This is a genomic window from Dysgonomonas sp. Marseille-P4361 (assembly GCF_900343125.1).
In the GTDB taxonomy this organism is placed as follows: domain Bacteria; phylum Bacteroidota; class Bacteroidia; order Bacteroidales; family Dysgonomonadaceae; genus Dysgonomonas.
Window position 1 is genome coordinate 257,901 of sequence record NZ_OPYL01000002.1, and the last position, 14,623, is coordinate 272,523.

The window sequence follows — 14,623 nt, forward strand, 5'->3', positions numbered from 1 at the left end:
AAAAATATTTCTTTACTAGTCTAGTATTTCTTTTAAGCATTTTAACTATGTCAGCACAAACTTCAAATAACAGATACGATAAAGAATGGGAGGAGGTGACCAAACTGGAAGAAGAAAGCCTGCCTCAGTCTGCAACCGAAAAAGTAAATATAATACTTGACAGAGCAATAGCCGATAAAAATATAACACAAGCCATAAAGGCATATTTATATATTCATAAATATGCAGCTGCGATTGATATTGAAAACCGGGGAACAATATTCCAGGATTTTAAAAAATTATTGAATGCAACAGATCAAGAGCAGGAGAAAGCTCTTTTGCACTCAATGCTTGCCGAATTATACATGAGTTACTATCAGGCTGATAGTTGGAATATAAATCAACGGACAAATTTATCAGATTTTGTTCCTGAAGACATAAAAGAATGGACTCCAAATATCTTTAAAGAAAAGGTTATATCTCATCTAAAACTTTCGGTGGATAATGGGGAAGAACTGAAAAGGTACAAATCAAAAGATTATTATGATATTATAAAATTAGGAACAGTATCTGATAAATATTATCCTACATTGTATGACTTTTTGATGATGCGTGCAATAGAGATTAGTAAAGGCTTAGTGCGTATGCAAAATCAAGAATTTGATTTGCCGCAAGTCAATCTTAAAGCAGAGAATATAGCTGTGCCAGCCGATGAATATCTCAAGTTGGATATCAAGTCTGGAGATGATAATCGGTTTATTATATTTCAGTTTTATAGTGACTATTTGAAAGATTTAAGAGATCGTAGCCTGCTTCCTACTATTATTCTGACAGATATTGATAGAGTAAGCATTTTAGCCGACCTATCAAATTCTTTCTCCGACGAAGAGGTGACAAATTCGTATATCAAATTATATGAAGAATATAAGAAGGATGAAACTTCTGTAGAAATAATCGCAAAAATAGTAGATTCTTTTAATTATACAGATGAAGGAGAAAGCGTTAGAAATGAACGCATATATAATTGGTTGACGAAAGGGATTAACGAATATCCTGGCTATTATGCAATTAATATTCTTAAAGAAAGATTGAATTCTTTAGAGAGACCTCAATTGAATATTGTTGGTGCTGATTTGTATTACCCCGATAAGAAAATGGAATTAAGCATTATTCATCAGAATATTCAAAATGCAGCGATTCAGCCTAATTTTAATTTATATAAGATAGATAACAGTACATTTAGTTTAATCAAGAATTATGCATTGGATCTTGTATCTGAAAAAACATATAATCCGGATACTCTAAAGGTTAACTTAGATAAATTACCTATAGGTCGTTATGTCTTTAGTTCGTTGGTAGAGGATGAACTAAAAGATGTAAAAAATGAATATAACCAATCTAAACAAAATAGATTGGATTTTATAGTTTCCAGATTATCTTCCTTTTCAAGGAATAGCAGTAAGGATGAATTTGAAATATTTGTAGTAGATTACTTAACCGGAAAGCCTGTAGAAGGTGCTACTGTAAAGATATACACAGATAACTACAACGAAGAAGCTAAGCTACTATCTACGCTTAAAACAAATAGTATAGGGCAAGTTATCTATAAAAAAGACGCTGATAATAAAGATAATATAGTCTATGAAGTAGCTCTTGGCAATGACTCAAACCTTAAAAGTGAAAGGTTGTTTGCTCAAAAATATAAATGGAATGTGCAAAATACAACGCAAGAGAATCTATTGACATCTACTGTTTTGATAGACAGAAATATATATCGTCCGGGGCAGACAGTCTATTTCAAAGCTATTGTACTAGGAAAAGACTCATCTGTGGTGGCGAATAAACAAGTGACAGCTAAGTTATACAATGCAAACAGAGAAGTTGTCTCTGAAAAGATGTTACGTACGAACGAGTTTGGTTCTGTATCAGATAATTTTGTCCTGCCTAAAACAGGCTTGCTTGGAAGCTATAGTTTGGAAGTTGAACAAGGTGTGGCATATTTAAAGGTAGAAGAATATAAACGTCCTACATTTGAAATTACTTTTGATAAAGTAGAAAAAACATATACTTTCGGAGAAGAAGTAACGATAAAGGGCTTTGCTAAGAACTTTTCAGGAATAAGTCTGCAAGATGCAAATGTAGAATATTCAATCTACAGAGAACAATTCAGTCTTTGGCCTTGGCGCTCGGGAAGTAAAACACATATAAAGAATGATGTAGTGAAAACGAAAGAGGACGGATCTTTCGAGATAAGTTTCACTCCTGAGTCGGGAGATGGGAATAGTCCTCTTTTCAGACGTAAGAGTAAAAATTTGTATGTGTTTAGTATTTCAGCAAACGTTACGGATGTTAATGGAGAAACTCAGTCCAATACTTTTTCGCTTACTGTAGGTGATGTGTCAATGGTAATTAATATCGATATTCCAGAGCAGATTGAGAAAACAAGCGAATATAAATTCGAGATTACAGCACAAAACTTGCAATCTAAAGAGATAGAGTCGTCAGGAACCTATACCTTATACAAGCTGAATGATGAGGATTCTATCCAAGGTAAAGCATTGAATGGTACATTTACAACCGGATTTCAAAAAGATATTGCGGAGCGAATGAAGGTATTACCTTCCGGAAAATATAGATTGGAAGTTAAGGCTTATGATGATAAGAAAAATGAGATTGTAGAAGATAAAAACTTTGTTCTTTATTCTTATAAAGATAAGAAGCCACCCATTAAGACTCACGAATGGCTAATAGAGAAGAATACTAAATTTGGAAACAAGCCTGTAGAAATTATTTACGGAACGACAGATAAACCTGCATATGTCCTATATCAACTGACGAATAATGAAAAAACATTCGAGAGTAGATTTATTAAGTTGGATGATTCGAACCATATATTTACTATTCCGTACAAAGAAGAATATGGTGATGGTATAAAAATGTCTTTGACTTCTGTACGGGAAGGAGAGTTATATAATCAAAGTATTTCTCTAAGTAAAGAAGAGCAACAAAAGGATAGTAAATTGAATGTCAAACTGGAAGTCTTTCGTGATAAGTTGCGTCCCGGAGAAGAAGAGACTTGGACTATTTCGGTAAAAGATACTACTTCGAATGCGGTATCTGCTGAAATATTAGCTTCTATGTACGATACATCGTTGGATAAACTCTATCCATATACAGCGTGGAATCTACACTATCCTCAGATATATAAAGAATATGTTTATCCTGTATTCTTTCAGTTTGCTAGGTATGATAAAAACGTGTTTAAATACTTCAGACTGGATACAAAAAAGAATGGATTACAAACGATAGATAGATCTATAGATGCAATATTCTGGTATGGATATCTGAATTATTATAGAGATGCAAAGCTGTCAGGAGGATTATTTTCTGATAATTCAGGTTCTGTTGGAGGAAATAGATATTTTGGTGGACGTTTAGCAAGAGCTATGGTAGGCTCAACTGCTGTTGTTGCTCAAGAAAATGGAGCTATGACAAAATCAAGTGCAAATATTATGCTTAGAGGAGTAAATTCTGCTGAAAGTGCAGGGCGTTTCGCATTAGATGAAGTTTTAGTTGCAGACGAAAGTGTAGCTTTTGACGAAGCTCCTGTTATGCCGGAGACTAGTGCCGGACAAGCACCTCAAATACGTCAGAATTTTGCAGAGACAGCATTTTTCTATCCATCCTTACGCACGAATGAAAAAGGCGAGACTTTAATCGCATTCACCGTTCCCGAAAGTAATACCACTTGGCGATTCAGAGCTTTAGCTCATAACAAAGAAGGTAAAGTGGGTACATTAGAAAAATTGGTTCTGAGTCAGAAGGAATTGATGGTGACTCCGAATATGCCTCGGTTTGTTCGTCAGGGAGATAAAACGAGCATTTCAACGAAAATATCCAATCTGTCCGAAAAACAACTATCTGGAGAAGTCTCAATAGAGTTCTTTGACCCAATGACAGAAGAGCTAATCAGTTTAAATATTAGTAATCAAAAACAAACATTCTCTCTTGAAAAAGAAGCATCAACTTCGGTAGATTGGGCTTTTGATGTGCCTGAAAATGTAGAGATGATTGGTTGTCGTATTGTTGCCGGAAATAATGAATTCAGCGATGGAGAACAGCATGTCCTGGCTGTGTTATCTAATAGAATGCTGGTAACAGAGAGTCTGCCAATTGATATGCCAAAAGCAGGATCTAAGACTTTTGTTCTTGATAAATTATATAACAAAAAATCAGCTTCGTTAGAAAACTATAAACTAACCTTAGAGTATGCTGCTAATCCTGCTTGGTATGCTGTGCAGGCTCTACCGGTGATAAGTAATCCTACTAATGAGAATGCTGTGAATTGGTTTGCCAGCTATTATGTAAATACCTTAGGTGCATCAATTGTGAAGCAATATCCTAAAGTGGCTGCAATGATTAAAAATTGGACAAACAGAGGTGGTAATGAACAAACATTGCTCTCAAAGTTAAATAAAAATGAAGAGCTAAAGACTGTCTTACTCGAAGAAACTCCTTGGGTTTTAGATGCTCAGACAGAAGAAGATCAAATGCATCGACTTTCTTTGTTATTCGATTTGAACAACTCAAAACAATTGACTGATGTAGCTACTGCTAAATTAAAAGAACTGCAAAACAATACTGGTGGTTGGAGCTGGTATAAAGATATGTATCCTAGCCGCAGTATAACACAGTATATTCTTTATGGATACGCAAAGTTGCAATTAGTAGGGAAGGTAGAATATCCCGAATCTATTAAACGGATGCAAATGGATGGATTGAAATATATAGACAGTAAGATTTTGGAAGATTTCAATCAATTGAAGAAATACAATAAAGATTGGGAGAAAATAACTTCTGTCTCAACGAACCAATTAGAATTTGCATACGTAAGATCTTACTATAGAGATATTCCAATCTCTCAGGAGACAAGAGAAGCCGAACGTTTTTATACAACAGTAGCTAGTAAGAATTGGACAAAATTTGGTTTGTACGAAAGAGCTATCTTGTCAATTGTTTTAAACCGAAACGGAGAAAAAGAGTTAGCCAATAAGATTGTTAAATCGATAAGAGAACATGCTGTTCAAAATGATAAATTGGGTATGTATTGGCCAAACAATCGAGGTAATGTATTTATGTCGATGTCGGCAGTGTCAACTCATTTATTTCTGATGGAGGCTTTACAAGAAAATGGAGCATCTGAATCTGAAATGGATGCGATGAAACGTTGGTTGTTGGCTCAGAAAAAGACTCAGATATGGGAATCAACTCATGCTACAATAGATGCTATAAGCATGTTGTTGAGTACAGGTTCTGATTGGTTCTCAGGTGAGAACAATAGTTCTATTAAGATTGGAAATATTGTAGTTGATCCGGGAAATAAAGAAACGGGTACAGGTTACTTCAAGCAAGTTTGGAATAAATCAGAAATCAATAACCAAATGGGCAAGGTTGAGATTGAAACTTCCAAACCTACACCTTCTTACGGAGCTTTATACTGGCAATATTATGAAGATCTAGATAAAATAGAACAGCAAAAAGGAGATCTGAATATTGAGAAGCAACTCTTTAAAGAAGAAAAATCGAATACAGGCAAAGAATTGGTGCTCCTAAAAGATGGTAGTACCTTGGAAGTCGGGGATAAAGTAATGATCAGACTGACAATACGAGTAGATCAGAATATGAAGTTTGTTCATATCAAAGATATGCGTGCTTCTTGTTTCGAACCAGAGCAAACAATCTCAGGCATTAAGTGGAGTAATAGTTTGATTTATTACCAAACACCGAGAGATGCTTCGACTAATTATTATTTCGACCATCTACCAAAAGGAACTTATGTCTTGGAATATCCGGTCTATGTAAATCGTAGTGGAGAATACTCTAATGGAATAACGACTATACAATGTCTTTACGCACCAGAGTATATTTCGCATACAAAAGGAATAAATATTATAGTAAAAGATAAGTAATGAGAAGGTCTGTTTTTTTAGTATTTCTATTTATTATTCCTTTACTCACGATGTGTGGAAATGCTGCTGAAAATAAGAGAGAAGGAGAACGGGTCGATAAAGAGTTGATCGAGAGGCAGGCTCTTCTCTCACGTCTCAGAGCGAAAGCTGATACGGCTAAAACATATAGTGAAAAGAAAGGTATGAATACGAATTATTGTATTTTAATCGATTTTAGTATTCATTCCGGAAAGAATCGTTTCTTTGTATGGGACTTTAAGAAAGATACTGTAAAATATGAAGGCTTGTGTTGTCATGGATATGGTCAACAAAGCACCCAAAAGACGCCGGTTTTTAGTAATGTCGAAGGAAGCTATTGTTCTTCATTAGGCAAATATAGAGTAGGAGCGAGGGCTTACAGCAAATGGGGAATAAATGTTCACTACAAGATGCATGGTCTGGAAAAGACAAACAACAATGCTTTCAAAAGGTGGATTGTCCTTCATTCTCATACGCCTATGCCAAGTAAAGAAATTTATCCACATCATTTACCTCTAGGTTGGAGTCAGGGATGCCCGGTGATAAATGATGATTTGATGAGGAAACTGGATGCCTTGTTTAAGGGAGAAACGAAGCCGATGTTGCTTTGGATATATATTTAGAGTGGGTATCTATAGCGGAGACCATATGATCAAAATATGTAAAATGTTATAAAAAGACGAATAAATTATTTTTTATTACTATTTTTGTAGAACAGATTAATAACAAAACTATAGTCAGAACTACATTTTTTAGTGTAAATATTTAGAATTGCTAAGATGAAAAAGATTGTTTTTATATTATTTGCTTTGGTGCTATCAACTAGTTTAGTAGTTGCTCAAAGTGCAAAAAAAGAACCAAAAGTAGAATTTAAGAAAAGTTCTCACGATTTTGGTAAGGTTGCAGAAAGTTCTAAAACTGTGACTTGCGAATTCACATTTAAAAATATAGGCTCAGCTCCATTTTTGATCCAACGTGTACAAGCTAGTTGTGGATGTACAACTCCTGAATATACAAACGAACCAGTATTGCCGGGTAAAGAAGGAAAAATCAAAGTTTCTTATTCTACTACAGGACGTCCGGGTACATTTAGTAAAGATATTCACGTTTTCTCAAATGTTGCAGATACTGTATACCGTTTGACGATAAAAGGTGAAGTCTTGAGAGACAGAAAGTAATAAGCCGCACAAATAAAAGAAAAAGGATATATCAACTTTGATATATCCTTTTTAATTTTAGGGCACTATTGTTTTATCCTATAATTTCGAATCTTGCAAACTTAAGTAATAACTGTTTAATTCCAGAGTTTTCAAATTCAACAGTTGCCTTTCTGCTATCAATATCTCCTGTAACAGCAGTTACTTTTCCAACCCCAAAGCGTTCATGCTTAATTATTGCACCAATCTTAACCTCATTACTATTTGTTCCTGCTGAAGCTTTTGGTGTAGCATTCTTTGCATTAACAAAGTTAGATCTTCTTTGTATAACAGGCTCTTCTCTTTGCGGAGTATTAACTCGCTGAGTGGCACTACCTGAATATTTACTTGTGTCTTTTGTTTGTATATCCTGCCTGCTGAATGTTCCTAACAAACCTGAGATAACACCTGCATTAACATTGAGATAAGAAGTGTCTATATCTCTTAGAAATCGACTTGGATTACATGCATTAATCTGTCCATTTCTAAAACGGCTTTTTGCATAAGTGATCATACAGAATTGTTTGGCTCTTGTTATAGCTACATAAAAAAGACGTCTCTCTTCTTCCAGACCCTTATATTCATCTTTAGCCATTGCAGAAGGGAAGAGGTCCTCTTCTAAACCAACGATAAAGACATTCTTAAACTCTAGTCCTTTTGCCGCATGTATAGTCATCATCGTGACTTTCTCTTCACTAGCTTCTTTGTCTGTGTCCTGATCGCTAAGAAGAGATACTTCAGATAAAAAGTCGATAAGTCCGATTCCTTCTATACCTTCTTCTTGTCTACTCTCACAAAACTCATGAATCCCACCCAATAACTCTTGTAAGTTTTCCTGGCGGCTCATACCTTCAGGAGTCTGATCTTGATAAGCATCACTAGCTATCCCGCTTTGCTTTACAATTTTGGTGGCTAATTCGTATGCAGAAAGGTTTCTAAGGTCAAGAATGAAACTTTCTATAAGCTCGCAGAAGTCTCTTAATTTCTTTGCTGTCCCTGCATTAATATTGAGATTATAATCTAGAGGAGATCTTGCAACTTCCCACAGACTGACATTATGCAATCGAGCTGCATCAGCTATTTTATTTAATGTCGTGGCACCTAACCCCCTTGTCGGGAAATTTATAACACGTTTGAAAGCTTCTTCATCATAAGGATTGACAACCATACGGAAATAAGCGATCACATCTTTAATCTCTTTGCGTTGATAAAACGATAGTCCTCCATATATTCTGTATGGAATGTTCTTTTTACGCAAGGCCTCTTCAAATATACGCGATTGAGCATTGGTTCTGTAAAGAATAACAAAGTCGCTGTACGACGATTTAGTTTCTCGTCGGATATCCCATATTTTATTCGAAACTATTACTCCTTCTTCGAAGTCTGAAAATGCGCTTGCTATCTCGATGCGTTCCCCTTCATCGTTTTCGGAATAAATTGTTTTCTTTATCTGTCCGCTGTTTTGTTTAATGAGACTATTAGCTGCATTTACTATGTTTTGTGTTGAACGATAATTTTGCTCTAGCTTAAATAGCTTAGCCTCAGGATAGACCTCTTTGAATTTTAATATATTATCAATATTTGCTCCTCGGAAAGAATATATACTTTGAGCATCGTCTCCTACAACACAAACTTTGTGATGTGCATCGGCAAGTTGTTTTACTACCAGATATTGAGCAAAATTTGTATCCTGATACTCATCTACTAGAATAAATTGGAAGCGCTCTTGATAAGATTTTAAAACATCGGGATGATCTCTGAATAAACAGTTTGTATAAAATAAAAGGTCATCGAAATCCATCGTGTTCGAGGCTTTCAATCTATTGTTGTATTCCCTATATATATCTTTGATAACCGGAGTTTTAGCACGTTGATCATACTCTACCAACTCTTTGTTCTGTGCATACATTTGCGGCGATATAAGAGCATTCTTCGCGTTTGAGATAACTGATTGCACTTTTGCAGGTTTGTACACCTTATCGTCGAGTTGATATTGTTTGATAATTGTTTTAATAAGGTTACGAGAATCTGCTGAATCAAAAATTGTAAAATTGGAAGTGAAACCAATTCTTTCAGCTTCGGTTCTTAATATCCTCGAGAAAATAGAGTGGAAAGTTCCCATCCACAGATAGCGAGCATATTGCCATCCTATGATTTGGGCAATACGTTCTTTCATTTCTCGAGCAGCCTTATTGGTAAACGTTAGCGCCAAAATGCTCTGAGGATGATAGCCTTGCTGCATCAGATAGGCTATCTTGTATGTTAGTACACGTGTCTTACCCGAGCCGGCTCCTGCAATGATTAAAGATGGACCATCATTGTATTCTACGGCTGCACGTTGTTGGTTATTAAGTAGATTTAGTAATTCGTTCATAAAAGTAAAAATCGGAAAACAAAGATAGCTTTTAGTAGCGAGTAATTTAAATTTATGAGTAATGGATTTAGTTTTATTATATCTATTCACTATCGATAATTCTTTTGCTTAAATGCTCCTTAAAATAAAAATAAAGACTAATTTTATTGTATCTATTTATTAATTAAATCTATCATGAAATATAATCTTTGCGGTAATAGTGGACTTCGTCTTCCCGAAATTTCACTAGGCTTATGGCATAATTTTGGAGATGTAGACGATTTTAATGTTGCTACTTCTATGATTCAATATGCTTTTGATAATGGTGTAACTCATTTTGATCTGGCCAACAACTATGGGCCGCCTCCGGGTAGTGCTGAAATTAACTTTGGAAAAATATTAGCTAAAGAGTTGAAAGGACATCGAGATGAATTGATAATTTCATCCAAGGCCGGACATTTGATGTGGGATGGACCATATGGAGATGGAGGGTCTCGTAAATATATAATGGCCAGTATCGATCAAAGTCTGAAAAGAACAGGCTTGGAGTATTTTGATATTTTCTATTCTCATCGTTATGATCCGGAAACGCCTGTAGAAGAAACTATGCAGGCTTTGATTGATATTGTTCGCCAAGGTAAGGCATTGTATGTAGGAATATCAAAATATCCAATTGATAAATTAACCGAGGCATATGAAATCTTGAAGAGTCAGCATGTACCTTGTCTTATTTATCAAGATAAATATAGCATGCTGGAACGAACTCCAGAGAAAGAACATATGTCTCTGAATGAAAAATATGGTGTAGGATTTATTTCTTTCTCTCCACTGGCTCAGGGATTATTGACGACTAAATATCTGAATGGTATTCCTGAAAATTCTCGAGCTCATAAAGCGCATGGATTTTTACAAGAAAGTGAAGTGACGACAGAAGTAATTAAAAAAGTTTCAGCATTAAATGACCTGGCAGCACAACGTGGGCAAACACTCGCTGAAATGGCTCTAGCTTGGCAATTTCAAAACAAGCATGTTACATCAGTTATTGTCGGAACGAGTTCTCTCAATCAATTGAAAGATAATTTAAAAGCTACGGATAATACTCATTTTGCTTCAGATGAATTAGCTCTGATTGAAAATATATTGAAATAATAAATAAGGCTTCGGTGTTGATCCGAAGCCTTTTGTTTTTGCTGTGTCAAACAGTTAAGATGATATTATTTTCTTCAGCCATACGACGTATATTGAGTATGGCGTAGCGCATACGTCCCAAAGCAGTATTGATACTGACACCTGTTTGATCAGCTATCTCTTTAAAACTTAAATTTTGGTAATAACGCATCTCTAGGACTTCTTTTTGCGAATCGGGCAGATAAGATATTAGTTTGCGGATGTCAGAGGTAATCTGCATCTTTATTATATCATCTTCTATCGTTCCATCACATAAAGAAGGATTGTTGAGTAAATCAATTGTCGTTTCATCATTCGATACCGTATTTTCGCTTTTAGCCTGACGAAAATGATCGATAATGAGATTGTGTGCTATACGTGCTACCCATGCATGAAATTTCCCGTTTTCGGTATAGCGTCCCTGTTTAATTGTTACAATGGTCTTGATAAAAGTTTCCTGAAATATGTCTTCAGCCAACTCTCTATCCCGTACAGTGAAGTAAATGTAGTTGAACAAGCTTTGTTTGTGTCTTGTTAATAAGATGTCAAAAGCAAGGTTGTTGCCATTAGAATAATCTTTGACCAACTGCTCGTCGGTCATGGATGTTAATGCTTCCATTATCTCTTATATGTTTAAAGGTTCAAAGAGTAATGTCTATTCTATAGGCTTTAATGTTTTGTGGTTATTATTTTATACTTATGCAAATAAAGGATAAATTTATGTAATAGACAATGTTAGAAAGGTTATTTAACAATAAAAGAGTTCTATCAGAGAAGATAGAACTCTTTTATTTTGTACGAATTATGTGAATTATTCTTTATCTGTATCTACCACATTCCATACTAAAGAAGCTAGAATTGCTCCTACAAACGGACCTACTATAAAGATCCAAAGTTGAGAAAGAGCCTCACCTCCTTGGAAGATTGCAGGACCTATACTACGTGCAGGGTTTACAGATGTTCCTGTAAGAGGAATACATACAATGTGCACAAGTACTAGTGTAAGACCGATTGCCAATCCTGCAAAGTTTCCTGCTCCACCTTTAGATGTAGTACCAAGGACAACTAATACAAAAACAAATGTAAATACAATCTCAGCAATTAAGCCTCCTGCAAGGCTAACTCCGGGTTGAAGTCCATTTGCTCCTGTCGTAGTAGCAAAAGCTCCTCCCTGAGCTATATAAGAAGCTGATCCAGCATCGATAGAAGAAACAATTCCAAATAGAATTGCTGATCCTATGATTGCACCTATAACTTGAAATAGGATGTACATACCGGCATCCTTTCCTGACATTCTCTTAGAAAGAAGAACTCCTAGTGTGATAGCCGGATTGATATGACAACCTGAAATTTTACCTACTGTATATGCCATAGCAACAACGGATAGTCCGAATCCGAATGCAACAGTGAGGACTTGAGCCGTAGAACCGACTCCGAAATTGAAGATAGCGCTACCGCACCCCATAAGAACCAGAACCATTGTTCCGATCATTTCTGCTAAATACTTTTTCATTTAATTTGTTTTTATTTGATGAAATTTTGAAAAGTTTTATAATCTAAAAAGTAAACGATTTGTTTACCCATATTGTTTTGTAAAAGTTTTGTTAAAGGCAAATATATCAATTTTTCTTTCTCAAATATAAATTAAAAAGAAAAATAGTCTCAAATTTTTATAAGACAAGCTTTATTATGTATGTTTATGCTTTCTTTATTCTCAAAATTTAGACGTTTACTTAAGTCGTCTTAGAATAAAATAAGTAATTTTGTAACCTTTAAATAAGATGAGTATTATGATGGAATTGAAAATTGTAGCAGCTGTAGTAGTAAAAGCTGAATATCAGGAAGAATTAGAAAAAGTTTTTCACAATGTGGTTGATGGAACACATACCGAAGAAGGTAATATTTCTTATGAATTGCATCAAGATATAAAGAACCCTTTGAAATATACTTTCATAGAGGTTTGGAAATCTCAAGCAGCTATTGATTCGCACAATGAAAGTGCTCATTTTAAAGCATTCGTTTCAGCTATTGAAGGTAAAATAGATAGCCTGACTGTGGATGTAATGAAAAAGATTTACTGAAAAATTATTATATACTAACTTACTCTGCCTTGTAGCCATATTTGGAATACGGAAAGGTGGAGTGTGTAGATACCGAATATTAAAAAGAAAAAGATGTATAGAAGTCATACGTGCGGAGAACTGACTCTTGCGAATGTAAATGAAGTGGTAACCCTTTCGGGTTGGGTGCAAAAAGTGCGTAAGTTAGGTGGAGGAATGACATTTGTAGATTTAAGAGATCGCTATGGAATTACTCAACTTGCGTTCAGCAAAGATATTAATGCTGACTTATACGAACAATCGAATAAACTTGGACGCGAGTATGTATTGCAAGTTACAGGTAAAGTTCAGGAACGTTCGAGTAAAAACATGAATATCTCAACTGGAGAAATTGAAATTATAGTTGATAAACTTGTAATTTTGAATTCATCGGATGTGCCACCATTTACAATTGAAGATGAGACAGATGGAGGAGACGATCTGAGAATGAAGTATCGCTATCTGGACTTACGTCGTACTCCTGTGCGTAGAAACTTGGAATTGCGTCATAAAATAGCATTCGAGACTCGTCGCTATTTGGATGATCGCCAGTTTTTAGAAGTTGAAACTCCTGTTTTAGTAGCATCAACTCCGGAAGGAGCTCGTGACTTTGTGGTGCCATCTCGTATGAATCCGGGTGAGTTTTATGCTTTACCTCAATCTCCGCAGCTATTCAAACAATTATTGATGGTGTCAGGCTTTGATCGTTATTTTCAAATCGTAAAATGTTTTAGAGATGAAGACTTACGTGCCGACCGTCAACCTGAGTTTACTCAAATAGACTGTGAGATGTCTTTCGTTAATCAGGAAGATGTTTTGGATATGTTCGAAGGATTGACAAAACATCTTTTTAAGGTCGTAAAAGGGATAGATATTCCCGATTTTCCGAGAATGACTTATGCACATGCCATGAAGTATTATGGTTCGGATAAACCGGATACTCGTTTCGGAATGGAGTTTGTTGAAATAAAAGACTTGACAACAGGGAAAGACTTCGTTGTATTCGATTCAGCTGAATATGTTGGAGCTATTTGTGCTAAAGGTGCAGCTAGTTATACTCGCAAACAACTGGATGCTCTGACTAACTTTGTAAAGAGACCGCAGATTGGAGCTAAAGGTTTAGTATATGTTCGTTACGAAGAAGATGGAACATTGAAATCTTCTGTAGATAAATTTTATGATCAAGAAGATTTGAAGAAATGGGCTGATCGTTGCCAAGCTGAACCAGGTGACCTTATTCTAGTCCTTTGTGGTGAAACAGAAAAGACTCAAATCCAATTGTGTGAATTGCGTCTGGAAGTAGGAGGTCAATTAGGATTAAGAGATAAAAATGTATTTAGCTGCTTATGGATTGTCGATTTTCCTCTTTTGGAGAAAGATGAGGAGCTTGGAAGATACTTTGCTAAGCACCATCCATTTACAAGCCCTAAAGAGGAGGATATTTCTTTACTTGATACAGATCCGGGAGCTGTGAGAGCGAATGCTTATGATATGGTTATCAATGGTGTGGAAGTAGGAGGAGGATCTCTTCGTATTTACAACAGTCAGTTGCAAAACAAGATGTTTAAGACACTTGGGTTTACAGAAGAACGAGCACAAGAGCAATTTGGTTTCTTGATGAATGCATTTAAATATGGAGCGCCTCCACATGCAGGTTTGGCATTTGGATTAGATCGTTTAGTATCTCTATTTGCAGGGTTGGATAGTATTCGCGACTGTATTGCATTCCCTAAAAACAACTCAGGACGTGATGTAATGGTAGATGCACCATCTGTTATTGATAAAGAGCAACTAGATGAGCTACACCTTATAGTTGATATAAAAGAAGATTAATAATTAAAA

Annotated in this window: 9 protein-coding genes; 6 read left to right on the top strand and 3 right to left on the bottom strand. The window is 35.5% G+C overall.

The window, feature by feature from the left end; all coding sequences use genetic code 11:
* Positions 1-47: 47 nt before the first annotated feature.
* The 3 genes from DHU68_RS04945 to DHU68_RS04955 all read left to right on the top strand — a co-directional run bounded on the left by DHU68_RS04945 (position 48) and on the right by DHU68_RS04955 (position 7,144).
* Positions 48-5,948, top strand: coding sequence for an alpha-2-macroglobulin (locus DHU68_RS04945; RefSeq protein ID WP_255412450.1), 5,901 nt, complete (start codon positions 48-50; stop codon positions 5,946-5,948).
* Positions 5,948-6,589 (top strand): murein L,D-transpeptidase catalytic domain-containing protein, encoded by a 642-nt coding sequence (locus DHU68_RS04950; protein ID WP_255412451.1) that lies wholly within the window; start codon positions 5,948-5,950, stop codon positions 6,587-6,589. Before DHU68_RS04945 ends, DHU68_RS04950 begins: the two co-directional genes overlap by 1 nt.
* 156 nt (positions 6,590-6,745) lie before the next feature.
* On the top strand, positions 6,746-7,144 hold the full coding sequence (locus tag DHU68_RS04955) for a DUF1573 domain-containing protein (RefSeq protein ID WP_108821874.1): 399 nt from the start codon (positions 6,746-6,748) through the stop codon (positions 7,142-7,144).
* Between the two features lie 73 nt (positions 7,145-7,217).
* Here the strand turns inward: DHU68_RS04955 and DHU68_RS04960 are convergent, their stop codons facing one another.
* Entirely contained in the window at positions 7,218-9,536 is a 2,319-nt protein-coding gene (locus DHU68_RS04960; protein ID WP_108821875.1) for an ATP-dependent helicase, read from the bottom strand.
* Between the two features lie 174 nt (positions 9,537-9,710).
* Between DHU68_RS04960 and DHU68_RS04965 the strand changes: the two genes are divergently transcribed.
* Positions 9,711-10,664 (top strand): aldo/keto reductase, encoded by a 954-nt coding sequence (locus DHU68_RS04965; RefSeq protein WP_108821876.1) that lies wholly within the window; start codon positions 9,711-9,713, stop codon positions 10,662-10,664.
* A gap of 46 nt (positions 10,665-10,710) precedes the next feature.
* On the opposite strand, the gene DHU68_RS04970 is transcribed toward DHU68_RS04965, so the two are convergent.
* Together DHU68_RS04970 and DHU68_RS04975 are read right to left on the bottom strand one after the other, a co-directional pair.
* Positions 10,711-11,301 (bottom strand): sigma-70 family RNA polymerase sigma factor, encoded by a 591-nt coding sequence (locus DHU68_RS04970; protein WP_108821877.1) that lies wholly within the window; start codon positions 11,299-11,301, stop codon positions 10,711-10,713.
* Positions 11,302-11,493: 192 nt separating this feature from the next.
* On the bottom strand, positions 11,494-12,195 hold the full coding sequence (locus DHU68_RS04975; protein ID WP_108821878.1) for an MIP family channel protein: 702 nt from the start codon (positions 12,193-12,195) through the stop codon (positions 11,494-11,496).
* Between the two features lie 277 nt (positions 12,196-12,472).
* Here DHU68_RS04975 and DHU68_RS04980 point away from each other — a divergent pair, with 277 nt between their 5' ends.
* Both DHU68_RS04980 and aspS read left to right on the top strand, forming a co-directional pair.
* Positions 12,473-12,763: a putative quinol monooxygenase gene (locus DHU68_RS04980; protein WP_108821879.1), complete on the top strand. Its 291-nt coding sequence runs from the start codon at positions 12,473-12,475 to the stop codon at positions 12,761-12,763.
* 93 nt (positions 12,764-12,856) lie between these two features.
* On the top strand, positions 12,857-14,614 hold the full coding sequence (aspS, locus tag DHU68_RS04985) for an aspartate--tRNA ligase (protein WP_108821880.1): 1,758 nt from the start codon (positions 12,857-12,859) through the stop codon (positions 14,612-14,614).
* Positions 14,615-14,623 lie beyond the last annotated feature (9 nt).

Excerpts from the sequence above, each read along its gene's own strand:
- DHU68_RS04945 (WP_255412450.1), top strand. The coding sequence starts at position 48 with ATGTCAGCACAAACTTCAAATAACAGATACGATAAAGAATGGGAGGAG.
- DHU68_RS04950 (WP_255412451.1), top strand. The coding sequence starts at position 5,948 with ATGAGAAGGTCTGTTTTTTTAGTATTTCTATTTATTATTCCTTTACTC.
- DHU68_RS04955 (WP_108821874.1), top strand. The coding sequence starts at position 6,746 with ATGAAAAAGATTGTTTTTATATTATTTGCTTTGGTGCTATCAACTAGT.
- DHU68_RS04960 (WP_108821875.1), bottom strand. The coding sequence starts at position 9,536 with ATGAACGAATTACTAAATCTACTTAATAACCAACAACGTGCAGCCGTA.
- DHU68_RS04965 (WP_108821876.1), top strand. The coding sequence starts at position 9,711 with ATGAAATATAATCTTTGCGGTAATAGTGGACTTCGTCTTCCCGAAATT.
- DHU68_RS04970 (WP_108821877.1), bottom strand. The coding sequence starts at position 11,301 with ATGGAAGCATTAACATCCATGACCGACGAGCAGTTGGTCAAAGATTAT.
- DHU68_RS04975 (WP_108821878.1), bottom strand. The coding sequence starts at position 12,195 with ATGAAAAAGTATTTAGCAGAAATGATCGGAACAATGGTTCTGGTTCTT.
- DHU68_RS04980 (WP_108821879.1), top strand. The coding sequence starts at position 12,473 with ATGATGGAATTGAAAATTGTAGCAGCTGTAGTAGTAAAAGCTGAATAT.
- aspS (WP_108821880.1), top strand. The coding sequence starts at position 12,857 with ATGTATAGAAGTCATACGTGCGGAGAACTGACTCTTGCGAATGTAAAT.